Genomic DNA, 19,947 nt, shown 5'->3' with positions numbered 1-19,947 from the left:
GCATGTCGGGGCGAATGACCGAGATCGTGGCTTAGACTATAAGCCCGTGGTGGATGAACGCGGAACAGACAATTCGAACCCTGCGCCGACGAACGGCGAGACCAAGCACATCTTCGTGACCGGAGGTGTCGTCTCCTCGTTGGGCAAGGGTCTCACGGCCGCAAGTCTCGGCAACCTTCTGACTGCCAGGGGCCTGCGAGTCGTCATGCAGAAGCTCGATCCATATCTGAACGTGGATCCGGGCACGATGAACCCCTTCCAGCACGGCGAGGTCTTCGTGACCGACGACGGTGCGGAGACCGACCTCGACATCGGTCACTACGAGCGGTTCCTCGACATCAACCTGAGCCAGGCGGCGAACGTCACCACCGGCCAGATCTACTCGACGGTGATCGCCAAGGAGCGCCGCGGCGAGTACCTCGGCGACACGGTGCAGGTCATCCCGCACATCACCGACGAGATCAAGCGCCGCATGCGGCTGCAGGCGTCGGAGTCGCCGAAGCCCGACGTGATCATCACCGAGATCGGCGGCACGGTCGGCGACATCGAGTCGCAGCCGTTCATCGAGTCCGCCCGCCAGGTGCGTCATGAGCTCGGCCGAAAGAACGTCTTCTTCGTGCACGTCTCGCTCGTACCGTTCATGGGCGCCTCGGGTGAGCAGAAGACGAAGCCCACGCAGCACTCGGTCGCAGCCCTGCGCTCGATCGGCATCCAGCCCGACGCGCTCGTGCTCCGCAGCGACCGGCCCGTCACCGAATCCAACAAGCGCAAGATCGCGCTCATGTGCGACGTCGACGAGCAGGCCGTCGTGAACGCGGTCGACGTGCCGTCGATCTACGACATCCCCACGATGCTGCACGACCAGGGGCTCGACGCGTACATCATCGACATCCTCGGTCTCGACGAGAAGGCGGCCGACGTCGACTGGTCGGGTTGGAGCGGCCTGCTCGACGTCGTGCACGACCCCAAGCACGAGGTCACGATCGGGCTCGTCGGCAAGTACATCGACCTGCCCGACGCCTACCTCTCGGTCACCGAGGCGCTGCGCGCCGGCGGCTTCGCGAACGACGCCAAGGTCAGCCTCGAATGGATTCCGTCTGACGACTGCCAGACGCCAGAGGGAGCGCAGAAGCACCTCGCCCACCTCGACGGCATCTGCGTGCCGGGCGGCTTCGGAGTTCGCGGCATCGAGGGCAAGCTCGGCGCACTGCGCTTCGCGCGTGAGAACGGCATCCCCGTGCTCGGTCTCTGCCTCGGGCTGCAGTGCATGGTCATCGAGTACTCGCGCAATGTCGCCGGGCTTCCCGGTGCTTCGTCGAGCGAGTTCGACCCCGACACGCAGTTCCCCGTGATCGCGACGATGGAGGAGCAGGTCGAGATCATCGCCGGCGGTGACCTCGGGGGCACCATGCGACTCGGTCTCTATCCGGCCAGGCTCGCCGACGGGTCGATCGCCGCCGAGCTCTACGGCTCGGCCGATGTCTCCGAGCGCCACCGGCATCGCTACGAGGTCAACAACGCGTATCGCGACCGCATCGCCGACGCCGGGCTCTCGTTCTCGGGCATGTCGCCCGATCGTCAGCTCGTCGAGTTCGTCGAGCTGCCGCGCAACGTGCATCCGTTCTACGTCGGCACGCAGGCTCACCCCGAGCTGCGCAGTCGCCCGAACGACCCGCACCCCCTGTTCCGCGGCCTGGTCGCCGCGGCGCTCGAGCGCCAGCAGGCGAGCCAGCTCTTCGACGACGTCGACGATGACTGACCTCCACGACACCGGTGACGACGGGCGGCGCGAGCCGCTCGCCGACGAGCGGGTCGAAGTGCCCGTCGTCTCGAGCGATCGAGTCTTCGAAGGTCGGGTGTGGGACATCCGCCAGGACGCATTCGAGTTCGGCGGCGAGACCATCGTGCGCGAGTACATGGACCACACGGGCGCCGTCGGCGTGCTCGCCCTCGACGATGAGGATCGCGCGCTCCTCATCAAGCAGTACCGCCATCCCGTGCGCCTGCGCGACTGGGAGATTCCCGCCGGACTCCTCGACGTCGACGGCGAACCGCCCCTGGCGGCCGCGAAGCGCGAACTCGCCGAAGAGGCCGACCTCGAGGCATCCGAGTGGATGGTGCTCGCAGACATCGCCACGTCGCCCGGCGGCAGCGACGAACTCATTCGCGTGTACCTGGCACGGGGCCTGTCGGCGACAGCAGAGGAGTTCACCCGCGAGGGAGAAGAGGCCGACATGGAGACCCGATGGGTGCCGCTCGACGAGTGCGTCGACGCGGTGCTCGACCGGCGCATCTGCAACGCTCCGCTGTCGATCGCGGTGCTCGCGGCGGCCGCGGCGCGGGCACGTGGATGGTCGAGCCTCGGCGCAGCGGATGCCCCGTGGCCGGGGCACTCCAGCGGCGCTGCGGAGCCGGCGCACCCATGACCCGAACCCCCGTCGACGACTACCTGCGGCACCTGGCCGTGGAGCGGGGGCTCGCACCGAACACCACCTCGTCGTACCGGCGCGACCTCGGCATCTACACCGACTGGCTCGAAGCCGAGGGCATCGGCGAGCCGTCCGCGGCGACCGAACAGGACCTCTCGGCGTTCGTTCGCTTTCTCGGCGCCGATCGCATACCGCCGCTCGCGACCTCGTCGATCGCCCGAGTGCTGTCGGCCGTTCGCGGCCTGCACCGCTTCCTCGCCGAGGAGGGTCTCGTGGCGGAGGACGTCTCGCGCCTGCTCCGCCCCCCGAAGCTTCCGATGCGCCTGCCCAAGGCGATCCCGGTCGACGACATCGAGGCGCTCATCGCGGCCGCAGGCGGCGACGAACCGACCGATCTGCGCGACACCGCGCTGCTCGAGGTGCTGTATGCCACGGGCGCCCGGGTGTCGGAGGCCGTGTCGCTCAACGTCGACGACCTCGTCGACCAAGAGGTGGTGCGGCTCTTCGGCAAGGGCGGCAAGCAGCGTATCGTGCCGCTCGGCAGCTACGCCCGACGAGCCGTCGACGCCTACCTGGTGCGGGCGAGACCGCTCCTCTCGGCGCGCGGCACGGCGACGCCGGCACTCTTCCTCGGCGTTCGCGGCAAGCGGATGTCGCGGCAGGCCGCATGGGAGGCGATCCGCGATGCCGCCGAGATCGCGGGGCTCGCGACATCCGTCTCGCCGCACACGCTGCGGCACTCGTTCGCGACGCACCTGCTCGAGGGCGGCGCCGATGTGCGCGTCGTGCAGGAGCTGCTCGGTCACTCGTCGGTCGCGACCACCCAGATCTACACGCTCGTCACAGCCGACACACTCCGGGAGATGTACACGGCAGCGCACCCGCGCGCTCGCTAGAATCGACCAAGCACACGCCTTGCCACAGGAGAGAGTTGACACGTGACGCACCAGACGCACCACTCAGCGGACGGAATCGCCACTCCGCCGGAGTTCGGTCCCACTGGTCGCCCGTATCGCGAGTTCCCCGAGCCCGTCACCCTCACCACGCACGGCCCGGCACGCATCATCGCCCTCTGCAACCAGAAGGGCGGGGTCGGCAAGACGACCACGACGATCAATCTCGGCGCCACGCTCGCCGAGTACGGCCGCCGGGTGCTCGCGATCGACTTCGACCCGCAGGGCGCGCTCTCGGCCGGACTCGGCGTGCCGACGCACGACGTGCCGACGATCTACGACCTGCTGCTCTCGCGCACCCTCGACCCTGCAGAGGTCATCCAGCAGACGAGCGTCGAAGGGCTCGACGTGATCCCCGCGAACATCGACCTCTCGGCGGCCGAAGTGCACCTCGTCACCGAGGTCGCCCGTGAGCAGATCCTCGCGAGCGTGCTGCGCCGCGTCTCGGCCGACTACGACGTCATCCTCATCGACTGCCAGCCGTCGCTCGGCCTGCTCACCGTCAACGCGCTCACGGCGAGCCACGGCGTCGTCATTCCGCTCGAGTGCGAGTACTTCGCTCTGCGCGGCGTGGCGCTGCTCATCGAGACGATCGACAAGGTGCGCGATCGGCTGAACCCGGCGATCCAGCTCGACGGTATCCTCGCGACGATGTTCGACGCCCGCACCCTGCACTCCCGAGAGGTGCTCGAGCGCGTCGTCGACGCATTCGGCGACAAGGTGCTCGAGACGGTCATCTCGCGCACCGTGAAGTTTCCCGACGCGAGCGTCGCCGGTACCCCGATCACCGAGTTCGCACCCGAGCACCAGGCGTCGAAGGCGTACCGCCAGCTCGCCAGGGAGCTGGTCTTCCGTGGCGCGGTCGCCTGAGGCGGCTTCGGCCCCCGAGCAGCACGCGCACGGCGCGACGGAGTCGGCCGAGGCGGAGCACGCGCAGGCGCGGCCTGATGACTCGGCGACGACGGTGCCGGCCGAGGGCGCGACCGACGAACGCGGCTTCCGTGTCGCCCTCACGAACTTCGAGGGTCCGTTCGACCTGCTGCTCTCGCTCATCACGAAGCACGAGCTCGACATCACCGAGGTCTCGCTCTCGGCGGTCACCGACGAGTTCATCTCGTACCTGCGAGGCCTCGATTCCGAAGAGGAGCTCGATCGCGCCTCCGAGTTCCTGGTCGTCGCGGCGACGCTGCTCGACCTGAAGGTCGCCGGCCTGCTTCCACAGGGCGAACTCGTCGACGCCGAAGACGTGGTCCTCCTCGAGGCCCGCGACCTGCTCTTCGCGCGACTGCTGCAGTATCGCGCCTTCAAAGAGTCAGCCCGATGGTTCTCGGGCCACCTCGAGCAGGAGTCGCGGCGGCATGCCCGCAACGTGCGGCTCGAAGAGCAGTTCCGCCAGCGCGCTCCCGAGCTGCTCTGGACACTGTCGGTCGAAGACTTCGCCGCGCTCGCGACCCTGGCGCTCACGCCACGCGAGATTCCGATCGTCGGTCTCGATCACCTGCACGCGCCGCTCGTGTCGATCCGCGAGCAGGCGGCGCACGTCGTGGCAGTGCTCCGCCGCGGCGACCCAGTCACGTTCCGCCAGCTGATCGCCGGCGTCGGGCGGCCGGGGGTCGTCGTCGCACGATTCCTTGCGGTGCTCGAGCTCTACCGGCACGCGGCGATCGGCTTCGAACAGCTCGAGCCGCTCGGCGAGCTGACGTTGCGCTGGTCGGCCGAGAACTGGTCTGACGAGAACCTCGAGAGCCTGGGGGCTGACTATGACGAGTGAGACGGATGTCGCGGCGACGGACGCGCCCGACGGGCAGAGTGCCGACGCGATGAACGCGGGCGAGGGCAACGGCCCCGAGGTGTCGGTCGCGACCCCGCTCGACGTGCCGGGCCAGCCGCGGCTCGATCTCGACCGTGCCCTCGAGGCGATCCTCTTCATCGCCGATGAGCCGCAGAGCGTCGTGTCGCTCGCGGCCGCCGTCGCCCGGCCGGTCGCCGAGGTGCGTGCGTCGATCGCGCGACTTCGGACGGACTACGACGGTGCCGGTGCGTCGGGCGAACCGCGAACGGATGTCGCGGGGGAGCCCGAGGCGCCAAGCACCCGTCGCGGGTTCGAGCTCCGTGAGGTCGGCGGGGGCTGGCGCTTCTATGTGCGTGCCGAGTACGACACCCTCGTCGCCGACTTCGTGCTCACGCAGTCGTCGACGCGGTTGTCGCAGGCGGCGCTCGAGACGCTCTCGGTGATCGCCTACAAGCAGCCGATCTCGCGCTCGCAGGTCGCGTCGATCCGCGCGGTGAACGTCGATTCGGTCGTGCGCACGCTGCTCGGCCGCGGGCTCGTGACCGAGGTCGACACCGATGCAGAGACGGGCGCGATCCTCTACGGCACGACCGAGCTGCTGCTCACGAATCTGGGAATCAACTCGCTCGACGAACTGCCCCACATCTCGCCGTTGCTCGACGACGGCCAGGAAGGATTCGATCTTGACTGACACGACCGGCTGGGGCGGCGAGCCGGCGCCCGAGGGCGTTCGACTGCAGAAGGTGCTTGCCGCGGCCGGCGTCGCGAGCCGGCGCGTCTCCGAGCAGTACATCGTCGAGGGCCGTGTCGAGGTGAACGGCGTGGTCGTCACCGAGCTCGGCCGCCGCATCGACCCCGAGACCGACCTCGTCGCCGTCGACGGCGTCGCCGTGCAACTCGACCCCGCGAAGCGCTACTACATGCTGAACAAGCCGCGTGGCGTCGTCTCGTCGATGCGTGACGAGCAGGGGCGACCCGACCTCACGCGGTTCACCGACGACCTCGAAGATCGCGTGTTCAACGTCGGCCGACTCGATGCCGAGACGAGCGGCCTGCTGTTGCTCACGAACGACGGCGACCTGGCTCACGTGCTCGCGCACCCGTCGTTCGGCGTCTCGAAGACGTACATCGCGAAGGTCGCCGGCCGCGTCACACCCCAGGTCATCCAACAGCTGAAGAACGGCATCGAGCTCGACGACGGGCCCATCGCCGCCGACCGGGCGCGCATCCTGCAGCAGCAGGGCGACGATCGGCACTCGATGGTCGAGCTCACGCTCCATTCCGGCCGAAACCGCATCGTGCGCCGCATGCTCGACGCGGTGGGGCACCCGGTCGTCGACCTCGTGCGCCGCAGCTTCGGGCCGCTGAACCTCGGCACCCTCCGATCAGGCCACCTGCGCGAGTTGACTACAGTGGAGCTGGGCCAGCTGCTCACCATCTCCCGCGCCGCGGATGCTGGCCGCGATGACGGCGCCGACCCGAACGAAGGTGAGTCGTGACCGAATCACGTCTGACCGGTCCGGTGCGCGTGGTCGGCGTCGGCCTGCTCGGCGCGAGCATCGGGCTCGGGCTGCGCGCGAAAGGCGTCGAGGTGATCCTCGCCGATGCCTCGCCGACGCATCTCGCGATCGCGGTCGACTACGGTGCGGGCCGGCCCGCCGCTGCGAGTGATCGTCCGCAGCTCGTCGTCGTGTGCGTTCCGCCCGATGTGACCGCGGACGTCGTCGCCGCCGAGCTCGATGCTCACCCCGACGCGATCGTCACCGATGTGGCGAGCGTGAAGCTCGCCGTCTACGAAGACCTGAAGGCGCGCGGCGCCGACCTCTCGCGGTACATCGGTACCCACCCCATGGCCGGGCGCGAGCGTGGCGGCCCGATGTCGGGTCGTGCCGATCTCTTCGTCGGCCGCCCGTGGGTGGTCGCCGCCCACGGCGGCATCTCCTATCAAGACGGGTCGGCGATCGACGACCTCATCCTCGATCTCGGGGCCACGCTCGTCGAGCTCACGCCCGAGCAGCACGACGACGCCGTCGCGCTCGTCTCGCACGTGCCGCAGGTCGTCTCGAGCCTCATGGCCCGTCGCCTGATCGACGCACCGCACGCCTCGGTGAACCTCGCAGGGCAAGGTCTTCGCGACGTCACGCGGGTCGCGGCGAGCGACCCCGAGCTCTGGGTGCAGATCCTCGGGCAGAACGCCGGGCCGGTCGCCGAGATCCTCCACGGCTACCGCGACGATCTCGATCGCTTTCTCGACGCGCTCGACAACCTGGATGCGCCGGGCGCCCGTCGCCGCGTCACCGAAGAGCTCTTCGGCGGCAACACGGGCGTCGAGCGCCTGCCTGGCAAGCACGGCGTCGACCGTCGCTACTCGAGCCTCATCGTCATGATCGACGACCGGCCCGGCCAGCTCGCGCGGCTCTTCAACGACGTCGGCGAAGCCGGCGCCAACATCGAAGACCTGCGCCTCGAGCACTCGCCGGAGGCGCAGATCGGCCTCGCCGAGATTTCGGTGCTCCCCGAGATGCAGCAGCACCTCACCGATGAGCTGGCCGCGCGCGGCTGGCGGATTGCAGGTTGAACGTGGCACCGGTCATCCCGCTCGTCGTGGCCGTCGACGGCCCGGCCGGCAGCGGAAAGTCGAGCGTGTCGAAAGAGGTCGCGCGCCGGCTCGACTTCGGCTTCCTCGACACGGGCGCCGCGTATCGGGCGTTGGCGTGGCACGCCGAGGCATCCGGAGTCGACACCGGCGACGCGGCATCCGTCGTCTCGTGTCTGGATTCGTTCGACTACCGCATCGGCACCGATCCGACCGGCTACGCCGTGCAGGTCGGCGACACCGATGTGACCGAGGCGATCCGCGACCCGCAGATCTCTGCGGTCGTGAGTGCCGTCGCGCGCGTGCCCGAGGTGCGCCGGCATCTGATCGAGTTGTTCCGGTCGATCATGGCGGCCGTCGATACCGACGGCATCGTCGTCGAGGGGCGCGACATCACGACCGTGGTCGCGCCGGATGCGCCTGTTCGCATCCTCCTCACAGCATCCGAAGCAGTTAGAATGGGCAGGCGCTCCGCCGAGCTGGCCGGATCATCGGCCGAGGCAGTGGGAGAGCAGTTGCGGAGGCGCGACGCGGCGGACTCCAAGGTCGTGGACTTCATGACCGCGGCGCCCGGCGTCACCACCGTCGATTCGACCGAACTCGACTTCGACCAGACGGTCGATGCGGTGATCGGCGTGATCCGCGCGGCGCAGCCGGCGTTCGCTCCCGAGTCGAGCGTGCCGGGCACACAGATTTCAGAGGAGACACCATGACCGATCAGGGCGAAGACTTCGACGCTCCCGACGACGATCTCGCCGAGCGCCTCGAAAGCGTCGACGACGATCTTGCCGAGCGGCGTGCGGCCACGCTGCGGTCGGGACTCGCCGACTACGCGCTCGACGACGACGACCTCGACGTGCTCGAACTGTCGGAGGAGGGCGAGGAGGGCATCCGCTACCTGCCCGCGCTGCCCGTCATCGCGATCGTCGGCCGCCCGAATGTCGGCAAGTCCGCCCTCGTCAACCGCATCCTCGGGCGACGCGAGGCCGTCGTCGAAGACACGCCGGGTGTCACCCGCGACCGTGTGTCGTACAAGGGCGAGTACCTCGACCGCCGATTCACCCTCGTCGACACCGGCGGCTGGGAGCCCGATGCGAAGGGCATCGACGCCTCCGTCGCCGCGCAGGCCGAGGTCGCGATCGACCTCTGCGACGTCGTGCTCTTCGTCGTCGACGCAACCGTCGGGGCGACGTCGACCGACGAGCACGTCGTGCGACTGCTCCGCAAGGCAGACAAGCCCGTCTTCCTGCTGGCGAACAAGGTCGACGACGTTCGGCAGGAGCCCGAGGCGGCCGCACTCTGGAACCTCGGCCTCGGCGAGCCGTACCCCGTCTCGGCTCTGCACGGCCGCGGCGTCGCCGACATGCTCGAATCGGTCTTCACCGTGCTGCCGCAGGTCTCCGCCGTCGCCAAAGACGAGTTCGGCGGCCCGCGCCGGGTCGCGATCCTCGGACGCCCGAACGTGGGAAAGTCCAGCCTGCTCAACAAGTCGGCAGGCGAAGAGCGCGTCGTCGTGAACGAACTCGCGGGCACCACGCGCGATCCGGTCGACGAGCAGATCGAACTCGGCGGCAAGATCTGGCGCTTCGTCGACACCGCCGGCATCCGCCGCCGCGTGCACCTGCAGCAGGGCGCCGATTTCTACGCCTCGCTCCGCACCCAGGCGGCGCTCGAGAAGGCCGAGGTCGCCGTCGTGCTCCTCGACGTCTCGGTGCCGATCTCCGAACAAGACGTGCGCATCATCGACCTCGTGCTCGAGTCGGGGCGCGCGCTCGTGCTCGCCTACAACAAGTGGGACCTGCTCGACGACGAACGCCGCCGGTACCTCGAGCGAGAGATCGAACAAGACCTGCACCACGTGTCGTGGGCACCTCGCGTCAACATCTCTGCGAAGACCGGCCGCCACCTCGAGAAGCTCGTACCGGCACTCGAAACGGCGCTCGAGTCGTGGGACACGCGAATTCCGACCGGCAAGTTCAATGCGTTCCTCACCGAGTTGACGCAGGAGCACCCGCACCCGGTGCGCGGCGGCAAGCAGCCTCGCGTGCTGTTCGGCACCCAGGCGGCCAGCCGACCGCCGACCTTCGTGCTGTTCACGACCGGATTCCTCGACCCGGGCTACCGGCGGTTCATCCAGCGGCGCCTGCGCGAGATCTACGGTTTCGAGGGCTCGCCCATCGTCATCAACATGCGCGTGCGCGAGCGGCGCGACCGCAACAAGTAGGGCGAGCGGATGTCACGGCGCCCGAGTCGTGCTCGAACGAGCAGGTCGGGGGCTCATGGGCTCTACATCGAGATCCTCATTCGCGCGGACCTCGACGAGGTGTGGCGGCTCACGCAGGATCCGTCGCTGCACCCGCGGTGGGATCTTCGTTTCTCCTCGATCATGCCCGATGGCTCGCTGCCCGGCGGCGGTTCGCGGTTCACGTACGAACGCGCGCTCGGCGTGCACACCATCCGCGGCACCGGCGTCTCGATCGGCGAGCGAGCCAACGCCGACGGCGGTGCGACCTCGGCCCTGCGATTCGACACGGATGACCCGTGGTCGCCGCTGCGCGACGGCCGCGGCTACTGGCGATATATCCAGACTCCCGACGGTGTGCGCTTCATCACGGGGTATGACTACGAGCCCGGATTCGGGAAGCTCGCAGACCGCGTCATCCGCCCGTTCGTGCGCTGGATGACGGCGTGGAGCTTCGATCGGCTTCGCATCTGGGCCGAGACGGGCGCGCCGCCCGAGCACTGGCCGGTGGCATCGGCTGCGATGTTCTGGCGGCGCGGGCGCCCCCGTGCCCGGCGTTGCCGCACCTCACCGCCCGCGCGCGGCGCGTTCTCGTTCGTTCCCGACAGCCTCGCCGCTCTGGGGAGCCCATGACCGACGCGGCCGGCGACGTTCCGGCCGTCGCATCCGCCACGGTCGGGGCGGTGTTCCCTCGGGCACTCGGCGACGATTTCCGACGCCTGCACCCGATGATGCAGCGGCGCTTCGGCGTCTCGCTCGACGGCGGGTATGCGTGCGTCGGCCGAGGTGTGATGACGCGGGTTCGGCGCGGACCGTGGTGGACGGTGCCGTTCCTGCAGTTCGGGCGGCTCCGCAACATCCTGATTCCCGAGGTCGGCCGTGATGTGCCGTTCACGATCGAGAACCACGCCTACCTCGACCCGTTCGGGCGGGAGACCGTGACGTTCGTGCGCGAGTACCGGGTGCCGGACCGACGGCGCTCGAGCCGCTTCGACGCGACGATGGTGTTCGACCCGCGGCGGTGCGTCGTGGTCGACTACCTCGGCACGCACCAGCACCTCGCCGTCGATCTCACGCTCGAAGTGGAGTCCGACGGGTCGCTGCTGCTGCGTTCGGGTGCGCAGCGCTTTCGCGAGGGGTGGATCGACTTCAGGTTTCCGATGCTGTTCTCGGGGTACGCCGAATTGCGCGAACGGTTCGATGAAGACCATGGAGTGTTCAGGGTGCGCCTCGAAGTGCGCAACCGCGTCTTCGGCTTTCTCTTCGGATACGAGGGTTGGTTCGTGAGCGAGTTCCCCGAATCCGCCGAGCTGCCGGGGCACGTGTTGCCGAAGCGGCACGAGGCGCGGTACTGAGAGCCGAGGACATCTCTCGAGCGACTGATGCCGAAGGCCGAGGTCTCGGCTCGCGCTTCGCTACTTCGTCAGCTCGACCTGCATGATCGCTCGATCTGCTCTCGGGCGAGCGACCTCGGTGAATCCGGCGCGCGCGAACATCGAGACCGTGCCGTGGAAGAGCGCGTCGGCTGTCACCTTCGTGCGGATCTTCGGGTCGACGGCGTAGGCCTCGACGACGAGGGCCCCGCCAGTGCGGGCGAAGTCGACGGCCGCCTCGGCGAGTACGCGAGCGACGCCCCGGCCCCGATGATTGCGAGGCACGACGAAGCACGAGACCGCCCAGACCGCGGTGTCGTCGAAGTCGGGATGCGCGGTGCCGCCCTTGATGATGGTGCTCTGGCGGATGCGGGGGAGGTCGGTGCGCGGTTCGACGGCGCACCAGCCGACCGGAGTCTCGCCGTCGTAGGCGATGAGCCCGCGCCCGAGACCGGTCGCGCGAACCTGCTCTTTCAGCCGGTCGTGCAGCCCCTCGTCGCCGAATCTGCGCCAGTCGCTGCCCGGAATCTTGTACCACTGGCACCAGCAGTGCGCGGGGTCGCCGCGAGTGCCGAAGACGGCCTCGATATCGGAAAATGGAACCTCGCTCGCAGGCGCGACCCGCAGCTGGATCGGTTCGAGGTCTTCGGTCACGTCGGTGATCACGCTTCGAACCTAGCGCTGGCCACTGACATCCGCAGGTGCGGTTCGTGCTGAGCGACCGCGGCGAACGCCCTCAGAGACCCGGCAGGTGCCTGATATTGGAGCGGGCCATCGCGACGGCCTCTGCGGCGCCGCCGTGCAGCACCGTCTTCGACATGGCGAGCGCGAAGCCCTTCACCTGTTCGCCTGTGATCGCCGGGGGCAATGAGAGCGCGCGCGGATCGGTGATGATGTCGACGAGTGCCGGACCGTCGTGGGCGAAGGCGGCCGACACGGCGTCGTTCAGCGCGTGCGGGTCTTCGACTCGCACGGCGTGGAATCCGATCGCTTCGGCGATGCCCGCGTAGTCGACCGCCGGCACATCGACGCCGAACGACGGGAAGCCGTCGACGAGCATCTCGAGCTTCACGAGTCCGAGCGTCGAGTTGTTGAACACGAAGACCTTGATCGGCAGCTCGTATGCCGCTGCGGTGATCAGCTCCCCGAGCAGCATCGAGAGGCCGCCATCGCCGGCGATCGCGACGACCTGCCGCTCTGGGTAGGCGAGCTGCGCACCGATCGCGTGGGGGAGTGCATTCGCCATCGAGCCGTGGATGAACGATCCGATGATGCGGCGATCGGGGCCGGGTGTCACGTAGCGGGCCTGCCAGACGTTGCCCATGCCGGTGTCTGCCGTGAAGACCGCGTCGTCGGCCGCGGCCTCGTCGATGAGCGAGATCGCGTACTCCGGATGGATCGGCGTCGTCTCCGAGACATCCGTATAGGTGCCCACGACGGAGTCGAGGAGCTTGCGGTGCTTCTTCAGCGTACGATCGAGGAACGCACTGCTCTTCTTCGGTTTCACGAGACTCGTGAGACGGTCGAGCGTCGCGCGCACATCACCGTGAACAGGGTGCGCGACGTTGACGCGACGACCGAGGTGGGCGGCATCCGTATCGATCTGGGCAATGACCACCTTGCCGGTGTCGGGCAGGAACTGTTCGTACGGGAAGTCGGTGCCGACGAGCAGCAGCAGGTCGGCGTCGTGGATGCCGGCGTGGGCGGCGCCGTAGCCCAGGAGGCCGGTCATGCCGACGTCGAAGGGGTTGTCGTACTGAATCCACTGCTTGCCGCGCAGCGAATGCCCGATCGGCGCCTTGAGGAGCTCGGCGAAGGCGATGACCTCGTCGTGCGCGCCCTCGACGCCGGCACCGGCGAAGATCGCGACCGTCTTCGCGGCATCGATCGCCTCCGCGAGTCGGCGCACATCGGCGTCGTTCGGCATGAGCGTCGCCGGCCCAGTCGGCACGAGCGAGGGGAATGAAGCGGATGCGTCGAACCCCGCGACATCTCCGGGCAACACGACCACCGCCACTCCGGGGCCGGTGATCGCGTGACGAAGCGCCGAGTTCACCACCCGAGGTGATTGCACGGCGGTCATGATCTGCTCGCAATAGTTCGAGCACTCGACGAAGAGGCGCTCGGGGTGGGTCTCCTGAAAGTATGCCGAGCCGATCTGCGCGCTCGGAATGTGGCTTGCGATCGCGAGAACCGGAGCGCCCGAGCGGTGCGCATCGAAGAGGCCGTTGATCAGGTGGAGGTTTCCCGGCCCGCAACTGCCGGCGCACACCGCGAGCCTGCCCGTGAGCTGGGCCTCGGCTGCGGCCATGAGAGCTGCTGATTCTTCGTGGCGCACGTGGATCCAGTCGATGCCGCCCTTCGCCTTGCCGCCTGAGCGGCGCACGGCGTCGACGACGGGATTCAGCGAGTCCCCGACGATGCCGTAGATGTGATCGACGCCGGCATCGATGAGTTGAGCGACGAGCTGATCGGCGATGGTGCGTGCCACGGTGTCCTCCTCAGAACGGTGTGCCTTCGCTCCAGTCTTGCCGGGATCCGGCGTCGGGTCGAGGGCTGCCGACGGATCATCGGTGCGGTCGAGTGTGCACGAGCACCCCTCCGGATGCCGCTATGATGGACAAGTTGTCTTCGGAGAAATCCGGTGGCATCGGGCTGTGGCGCAGCTTGGTAGCGCACTTGACTGGGGGTCAAGGGGTCGCAGGTTCAAATCCTGTCAGCCCGACCAGAAAGTCCCGGAAACTCACGGAGTTTCCGGGACTTTTGAGGCGTTCGATCAGAACCTGACCACCTACCACGACGGTGTACAGAGGGGCGATACGTACAACTGGTGGAACTTCTCGAACAACTCGTTCGACGAGGAGTACATTGCAGGTAGCAGCAGCCGAGGGGTGATGATGATCATCGGGATCCGAACGAGCATCCTCTCTGAAATCGGGCCAATCGAAGGAATGTACCGGACGCTGAGTGCGCATTGCGACCAGTCGCCGATTCCGATCTGCAAGTGGTGGGCATAGGACCCGTCCGTGAGCGACGCCGATGACCTTCGTGTCGCCAGAAGTGGCACCTACGTAGAGAAGTGGCAAATAGCAGCTTCGCCAGAAACGGCCTCCGAAGTCCTGGAAATCATGCTCCATGACAACGACGTGAACATCGTTCGTGCTGTCCTTCAGAATCCGAACGTGACGACCAAGATGCTGCAGCAGCTCACCCAGACTCGTCCAGAGTACGTTTCGGTGGCGGCGCGTCACCTCAACGCTCCACCGGAGATAGTAGGTGACGAGTTGGTCTGGCATCTCGGACCAGAGTCGCTCAATCGGTTCTTGGAACACGTCGGGGCCACGGACGAGCAACGCACCGAATTCATCCGACAGCGCAGAATCGCTGGTGAGAATCAGCTTCGGATCACGGTGGCTGATGCTTGGCAGCGAGCGCTCGACGCATAAGTGTGTGGCCCCGGACCCGATCGACGTCTCGAGATACCCGTTGTTGCGTTCGGTCATGCCCTTGAACTCCGGATCCCGCGGCGGGGCGAGCACGACCCTCGTCGCGAGCGTCCCTGCGAACGCGGCCGCCGCCTGGGTGACGACGCCCTTCCCACCGATCGCGGCCTCCCGATCCCACACCAGCGTCTTGGACACCGCGCCGACCTGCGAGATCAGCTGCCACATCCCGGCCAGCAGATCCCCGGCCTGACGACGGGAGCATCACCGCGGACAGGAACCTCGAGAACGTCAACGTCATCACCAGCACCGGCAGCATCGCCGCCTGCCCGAACCCGACCGGGATCCGAGGCTCCGGGAACCACAGATCCATCTGCGCCGCCTGGCCCGGCTCGTGCACGATCCGATCCGCCGGGTCGACGCCGGCGTACTCGGGTCGGATCTGCGGGATCCGGTCCTTCAGGATCGTCAGCGAGTGCTCCCACCCGATCCGCTCCGCGATCACTGTCGCCGGCATCTTCGCGTCGAGCCGCAACAGCTTGCGGACCTCGGGCTCGACCGCGTCGACCAGCGACCCCTTCGACGCCCGCTGATACGACGGCGGCGCATCTGACGCCAACGCCGCACGCACCGTGTTCCGCGCCACCCCGAGATGCCTGACGATCGCCTTGATCGGCATCCCCTCGGCCTTGTGCAGTCGGCGGATCTCCGCCCAATCTTCCACTGAAACCACCCTCCAAGAGTGTCGGAGGGTCAAGATTCACCCGTCGCTACAGGGTCAGTATTCACGCGTCGTCGACACGTGCACCACAAGGAGCAGCACTGGCTACAGGGACTCGATAATCGGATCGACCAGGCTGATGCCGATTTCATGCGCGGCGACTTCGTGTCGGGTGCCTTCGGCCCCGGTCACCACGTCATAGCGGCCGGCGAAGATGATCCGCACCCCGGCATGTTTGGCCATGACACCGGTGAGTCGTTGATGTGGAAGGTCTGAAACGAGTACGTGGTAGACGACGGTCGAACTCTGAACCTGGTCGGAATCATCCATGTGGTGGACGTTGTCTGCCTCGACCTCGTACCAAGCAGAGCGCCCTCCACTTCGTGTAGGTGCAACGCTCACGATTCGCCCAGCCTGGACTATGAAAGCCACGATTTCCTTCCCGCGGGCGCCCGATCCCTGACTGGCGCCGGGCACCCCCGTCGATTGTTCGGGTTAGCCGCAGGCTGCCACGAGAGGTGTGGACGTGGGCTCGATGGCCGACTCGCTGGCGAATCCGTTAGTGAGGACCATCACCACCCAGTATTGAGATGAGGGACACGTCTCGCTCCACTCAACCCAGCAGTCGGAATTTGAAGCAGTGATCCAGGCAACGTCCCTGATGAGCTGCTGCCGCCGGGCCTCGCACTTTTCGGGAGTCGTGATGTGTGCGCCGTCATACTGGGCCCACCACGCGAGTGGTCCGGCCTCGCTCGCGGCAACCGGTTGGTTGGGCTCGTTGAGGGGTGATGCGTAGGCGGGGCCTCCGGCGAAGACTGCGCCGAGAGCGAGGATGGATGAGGCTGCGAGGATCGCAAGCCGCCTCATAGGATTCGAAGTTGGTCGAGACAGATGCACTGATGTCTCCTTTGATGTCACCGGGGTGGCTGTTGGCCCCCATTTGGGGCGATGCTAGCAGACGGGTGCTTCTCAGCCTCGCCCACCGCTTTCCCATCGAAATCAACCGTGAACGTCCGGCATCGTCCGCGTACACTCGGAACTGTCGAACCGCCCGGTTCCCCAGTCATTACGAGGGAATCCGCGAGTTCCCGAGACATCCGAAGCCAACCCGAAATGGGCTGGAATCTCCAAGGGGTCGCAGGTTCAAATCCTGTCAGCCCGACCGCAGTGAAGAATCTTGGTGAGAAGTGATTTCTTGCCGGGGTTTGCCTGTTTCTCGGGGTCGCGTCGAGAGTTGCGGGATGAACGGGCCGGGAGTAACCGGAATTGACGTATGCAAGGTCTAGTGCCGGCTCCGATCCGCGTGTTTCCGGGGGAGTTGGCGCGTTGCGGGCATGCTCGAGGCGGTCGCGCGTTGATCGGACTCGACGTGTGTTGCGGGCGGTCGCAGGTTCAAATCGATTGGGGTGGTTCGACTCGTTGACCTGCCCCACGGGATCGTTACCACCCATGCTGCTGGCCGCCACCTCCACGCAAAGCTACCGATTAGTAGGAACATGATTCTACTACTTGGTATACTTGAGTCTCTATTGATCGGTAGAATCGTGGAGGTGTGATGCTGGACACGGATGTCGTGCTTCGCACGCTCGTCGACGCCGCCCTCGCTGGGCGGCGGTCTTGGGCCAACGTGGGCGACCTTGCCTGGGAGGCGAGGGCTGGTGAAAAGCTCGCCTACAAGGCGCTTAGCAGGCCTGCGTCGATCGGTGCGGTGACGAAGCATCCTGGCGGCGGGTTCAGCGTCACTGACCCGGAGCGCGTTCTGATGCTGCTGGCAGCGCGTAGGTCGTTATCGTCTGCCCGCCGCACAACGCTCGAGTCGGCCCAAGCAATTTTGCCGCGCGTGCCGGAGTATGCGATCGGCGGGACGCGCGCGGCGGTGCAGTACCTTGGTGGGCGAAACGTGATTGCCGACCATGCCCCGGCGCTCGTGTACGTACCCGAGGCCATCGCGCTCGATGACCTGCCGCCAGGAGAGACCGCGCTGGTGCTGGCCGCCGATGAGCGGGCGCTACGCGCCTGGGAGACCGGTTTCACGAGCAGGGCGCAAACCTACGCGGATCTGTTCGCACAACCGGGCTGGCAGGCCAGCGAGTTCCGTCGCGCTCTGTGGCGGCAATGGTTCGCAGTCGATGACTGGGCGCGAGCGGAGGCATCCGGTGACTGAAACCCCTCTCGGAGACCACGGGCATCTGGTACTCGTGCTCGACTATCTGGGACATGAGCTCGAGCCGTCGATCCTGATCGGTGGGTGGGCGACGTTCTTCCGCGTCGGCGGCGATATCAGCCACGACATCGACCTCATCATCGGTTCACCGGAAGTACGAGAGCGGGTTCGTTCTGCAGTCGATGGTGTTTCGGAGTCGCGGCACCTGCAGGGCCGCAAATGGCGCGGCGAGGTCGAGGGTATACATGTCGACGTCTATCTGCCGCATGAGTCGGAACTCGGCGGCAAGCTTCGGCTGAAGGTCGAGGTCCTCGCGGAATACACCGATGAACTCGGCCATGGAGCCTGGCGGTTGCTGACCATCGAGGCGCACACGATCTCGAAGCTCGCCGCACTGCTCGATCGGCCTGACTCCGAGAAGGGCTTCAAAGACGCGCGCGAGATCTGGCGGCTCTTGGAGCAGGGTGTGGATGCTCGGGTTGCGACTCGCATTCTCGCTGCCGCGACCGCGGGGCAAGTCGACGATCTTCGGGCCCACATCGCGACGGCGTTCGAGTTGCTGCCCTCGCGGGCCGGCTTGAACAAGGAGCAGCGCCGGCGTATCGATCGTCTGCGGCGCGAGTGGGACGACGCGATCGTCGCCGCGGTCGCACCGATCGAGCGTGCCCGTCCTACGCTCGAATGAGCCAGTGTGGGCCGGGCGTCATACGCCCATACCACATGGACTTCACCGAGCTCGAACGCCTCTGGGAGCGGCATCCAGCATGGCGGCTGCTTCGCGCCCGCAACGCGCCGCTGATGCTGTCGTTCCTCGGCGCGCACGACGTAGTCGATCATCTGCTCTGTGGGCGGTCGAGCTCCGCCGCGAAGAACGCCGACGCGCTACGCAGGATCGCGTTCGTCCGCCGCAGCCGTTCGCATCACGGCTGTCCATCACCAGACGGATCGCACGCTCCTTCAACTCCGGCGGATACTTCTTCACTGCTGGTATGCTCCTCATCCTTTCGGGACGATCAGAGCCTCCATCAAACCAGGGGCGAGACAAGGCGCTCAGCGGCGAGTTGCGAGCCGGCGTATCGTCGACCCTGTGACAGAGGAGGACGTCTGATGCGCAGCGTGACCTATTCGATGAGTGTCTCGCTCGACGGGTACATCGTCGGGCCGGACGGCGGGTTCGACTGGACGGTTCCCGATGAGGAGGTGTTCCGTCTCGCGATCGACGAGGCGCGTGGGGTCGGTGTCCACCTACTGGGTCGAAGACTGTACGAGACGATGCTGTACTGGGAGACGGCCGACCAAGATCCATCGCTCGACGACGCCGAGCGAGAGTGGGCGGCGCTCTGGAATCCGCTCCCGAAAGTGGTGTTCTCCACGACGCTGTCGGAGGTGCAGGGCAATGCCCGTCTGGCCTCCGGCGACGTCGCGCACGAGATCGCGCGGCTGCGAGCGGAGCCCGGAGAGAGCGAGATCGCGATCGGCGGTGCGACCCTCGCCGCCGCGGCGGCCGAGTCGGACCTGATCGACGAGTACCGGGCCAGGGTCTATCCGGTGCTGGTCGGCGGCGGCATTCCGTTCTTCCCCCAGCACGAGCGACGTGTGGATCTCGAGCTCATCGAGAACCGCACCTTCGGCTCTGGAGTCGTCTTCCTCCGCCATCGGGTGGTGCACCGGCAATAGCGCCGGCGCACATCTCGTCTCAGCCGAACGGCACAGCTTCGAGCACGGTGACCCGCACGGCTCGGTTCGGCGCCTCGTAGGTGACGGTGTCGCCGACGTACCGGCCGGTGATCGCGGCGCCGAGCGGTGAGGTCGGCGAGTAGACGTCGAGGTCGACCGTCGCGTCGAGATCGGCGAGTTCGCGGCTGCCGAGCAGGAAGCTCGTCGGCTCTTCGTCGTCGTCGAATCGCACCGCGATGCGCATGCCGGGCTCGACGAGTCCGTCATCGGGTTTCTGGCCCACCTCGGCGTTGCGCACGCTCGTGCGGAGCTCCGCGGCGCGGGCCTGTTCGGTGTCGCTCAGCGTTCGACCGGGCCGCGAGAGTTCGGCGAGTTCGGCTTCGAGGCGCGCGAGCGCGGCCGGGGTCATCCACACGGATTTCGTGGTCATCGCGGAATTCCTCCCTTTCGCCCGATCCAACCGGGTCGTCTGGCACAGAACTTCCCATCCTAGCCGAGATGCCGGAATCTGGGGAGTTCGGTGCGGCTTCGGTGCTACTGGCTCAGCCAGGCGATGA

The 19,947-nt window shown here is 67.1% G+C and carries 19 protein-coding genes, 1 tRNA gene and 1 pseudogene; 16 read left to right on the top strand and 5 right to left on the bottom strand.

Going from position 1 to position 19,947, the window contains the following annotated elements; translation table 11 throughout:
* Nucleotides 1–139: 139 nt before the first annotated feature.
* The 12 genes from FHG54_RS11370 to FHG54_RS11315 all read left to right on the top strand — a co-directional run bounded on the left by FHG54_RS11370 (nucleotide 140) and on the right by FHG54_RS11315 (nucleotide 11,367).
* Nucleotides 140–1,759, top strand: coding sequence for a CTP synthase (locus tag FHG54_RS11370; protein WP_420837427.1), 1,620 nt, complete (start codon nucleotides 140–142; stop codon nucleotides 1,757–1,759).
* Nucleotides 1,752–2,426, top strand: a complete 675-nt coding sequence (locus FHG54_RS11365; RefSeq protein ID WP_139417367.1) for an NUDIX domain-containing protein — start codon at nucleotides 1,752–1,754, stop codon at nucleotides 2,424–2,426. Before FHG54_RS11370 ends, FHG54_RS11365 begins: the two co-directional genes overlap by 8 nt.
* Nucleotides 2,423–3,325 carry a site-specific tyrosine recombinase XerD gene (gene xerD, locus FHG54_RS11360; protein WP_139417366.1) on the top strand — a complete coding sequence of 301 codons (903 nt, stop codon included), beginning with the start codon at nucleotides 2,423–2,425 and terminating at the stop codon, nucleotides 3,323–3,325. The genes FHG54_RS11365 and xerD overlap by 4 nt, the downstream gene beginning before the upstream one ends.
* Before the next feature lie 42 nt (nucleotides 3,326–3,367).
* Nucleotides 3,368–4,252, top strand: a complete 885-nt coding sequence (locus FHG54_RS11355; protein ID WP_139417365.1) for a ParA family protein — start codon at nucleotides 3,368–3,370, stop codon at nucleotides 4,250–4,252.
* A 94-nt stretch (nucleotides 4,253–4,346) separates the two neighbouring features.
* Nucleotides 4,347–5,153, top strand: a complete 807-nt coding sequence (locus FHG54_RS11350) for a segregation and condensation protein A (protein ID WP_139418426.1) — start codon at nucleotides 4,347–4,349, stop codon at nucleotides 5,151–5,153.
* 49 nt (nucleotides 5,154–5,202) lie between these two features.
* Nucleotides 5,203–5,865, top strand: coding sequence for an SMC-Scp complex subunit ScpB (scpB, locus tag FHG54_RS11345; protein ID WP_139418425.1), 663 nt, complete (start codon nucleotides 5,203–5,205; stop codon nucleotides 5,863–5,865).
* A complete protein-coding gene (locus FHG54_RS11340; protein ID WP_139417364.1) occupies nucleotides 5,858–6,673 on the top strand; it encodes a pseudouridine synthase in 816 nt (271 codons plus the stop codon). Before scpB ends, FHG54_RS11340 begins: the two co-directional genes overlap by 8 nt.
* Entirely contained in the window at nucleotides 6,670–7,752 is a 1,083-nt protein-coding gene (locus FHG54_RS11335) for a prephenate dehydrogenase (protein ID WP_139417363.1), read from the top strand. Before FHG54_RS11340 ends, FHG54_RS11335 begins: the two co-directional genes overlap by 4 nt.
* A 2-nt stretch (nucleotides 7,753–7,754) precedes the next feature.
* Entirely contained in the window at nucleotides 7,755–8,483 is a 729-nt protein-coding gene (gene cmk / locus FHG54_RS11330; protein WP_233437757.1) for a (d)CMP kinase, read from the top strand.
* Entirely contained in the window at nucleotides 8,480–9,994 is a 1,515-nt protein-coding gene (gene der, locus FHG54_RS11325; RefSeq protein ID WP_139417362.1) for a ribosome biogenesis GTPase Der, read from the top strand. The genes cmk and der overlap by 4 nt, the downstream gene beginning before the upstream one ends.
* A 9-nt stretch (nucleotides 9,995–10,003) precedes the next feature.
* On the top strand, nucleotides 10,004–10,645 hold the full coding sequence (locus FHG54_RS11320; RefSeq protein WP_139417361.1) for an SRPBCC family protein: 642 nt from the start codon (nucleotides 10,004–10,006) through the stop codon (nucleotides 10,643–10,645).
* Nucleotides 10,642–11,367 (top strand): DUF4166 domain-containing protein, encoded by a 726-nt coding sequence (locus FHG54_RS11315; protein ID WP_139417360.1) that lies wholly within the window; start codon nucleotides 10,642–10,644, stop codon nucleotides 11,365–11,367. Before FHG54_RS11320 ends, FHG54_RS11315 begins: the two co-directional genes overlap by 4 nt.
* A 60-nt stretch (nucleotides 11,368–11,427) precedes the next feature.
* Here FHG54_RS11315 and FHG54_RS11310 read toward each other — a convergent pair whose 3' ends face one another.
* Both FHG54_RS11310 and FHG54_RS11305 read right to left on the bottom strand, forming a co-directional pair.
* Complete coding sequence (locus tag FHG54_RS11310) at nucleotides 11,428–12,051, bottom strand: GNAT family N-acetyltransferase (RefSeq protein WP_139417359.1); 624 nt, start codon at nucleotides 12,049–12,051, stop codon at nucleotides 11,428–11,430.
* A 70-nt stretch (nucleotides 12,052–12,121) separates the two neighbouring features.
* Entirely contained in the window at nucleotides 12,122–13,876 is a 1,755-nt protein-coding gene (locus tag FHG54_RS11305; protein WP_139417358.1) for a pyruvate dehydrogenase, read from the bottom strand.
* 160 nt (nucleotides 13,877–14,036) lie between these two features.
* On the opposite strand from FHG54_RS11305, the gene FHG54_RS11300 reads away from it, so the two are divergent.
* Nucleotides 14,037–14,113, top strand: a tRNA-Pro gene (locus FHG54_RS11300).
* A 727-nt stretch (nucleotides 14,114–14,840) separates the two neighbouring features.
* Here FHG54_RS11300 and FHG54_RS16810 read toward each other — a convergent pair.
* Nucleotides 14,841–15,561: pseudogene (locus tag FHG54_RS16810) on the bottom strand (DDE-type integrase/transposase/recombinase); the annotation flags it as partial.
* Nucleotides 15,562–15,654: 93 nt separating this feature from the next.
* On the bottom strand, nucleotides 15,655–15,879 hold the full coding sequence (locus FHG54_RS11290; protein ID WP_139417357.1) for a hypothetical protein: 225 nt from the start codon (nucleotides 15,877–15,879) through the stop codon (nucleotides 15,655–15,657).
* Nucleotides 15,880–17,104: 1,225 nt separating this feature from the next.
* Between FHG54_RS11290 and FHG54_RS11285 the strand changes: the two genes are divergently transcribed.
* From FHG54_RS11285 to FHG54_RS11275, 3 genes are all read left to right on the top strand, one after another.
* Nucleotides 17,105–17,713 carry a hypothetical protein gene (locus FHG54_RS11285; protein WP_139417356.1) on the top strand — a complete coding sequence of 203 codons (609 nt, stop codon included), beginning with the start codon at nucleotides 17,105–17,107 and terminating at the stop codon, nucleotides 17,711–17,713.
* A complete protein-coding gene (locus tag FHG54_RS11280; protein WP_139417355.1) occupies nucleotides 17,706–18,398 on the top strand; it encodes a hypothetical protein in 693 nt (230 codons plus the stop codon). Before FHG54_RS11285 ends, FHG54_RS11280 begins: the two co-directional genes overlap by 8 nt.
* Nucleotides 18,399–18,820: 422 nt before the next feature.
* A complete protein-coding gene (locus FHG54_RS11275; protein ID WP_139418423.1) occupies nucleotides 18,821–19,390 on the top strand; it encodes a dihydrofolate reductase family protein in 570 nt (189 codons plus the stop codon).
* Nucleotides 19,391–19,409: 19 nt separating this feature from the next.
* Here the strand turns inward: FHG54_RS11275 and FHG54_RS11270 are convergent, their stop codons facing one another.
* Nucleotides 19,410–19,820 carry a GreA/GreB family elongation factor gene (locus tag FHG54_RS11270; protein ID WP_139417354.1) on the bottom strand — a complete coding sequence of 137 codons (411 nt, stop codon included), beginning with the start codon at nucleotides 19,818–19,820 and terminating at the stop codon, nucleotides 19,410–19,412.
* Nucleotides 19,821–19,947 lie beyond the last annotated feature (127 nt).

This window comes from Agromyces laixinhei (assembly GCF_006337065.1).
GTDB lineage: Bacteria > Actinomycetota > Actinomycetes > Actinomycetales > Microbacteriaceae > Agromyces > Agromyces laixinhei.
This window is presented reverse-complemented; position numbering and strand designations above follow the sequence as displayed.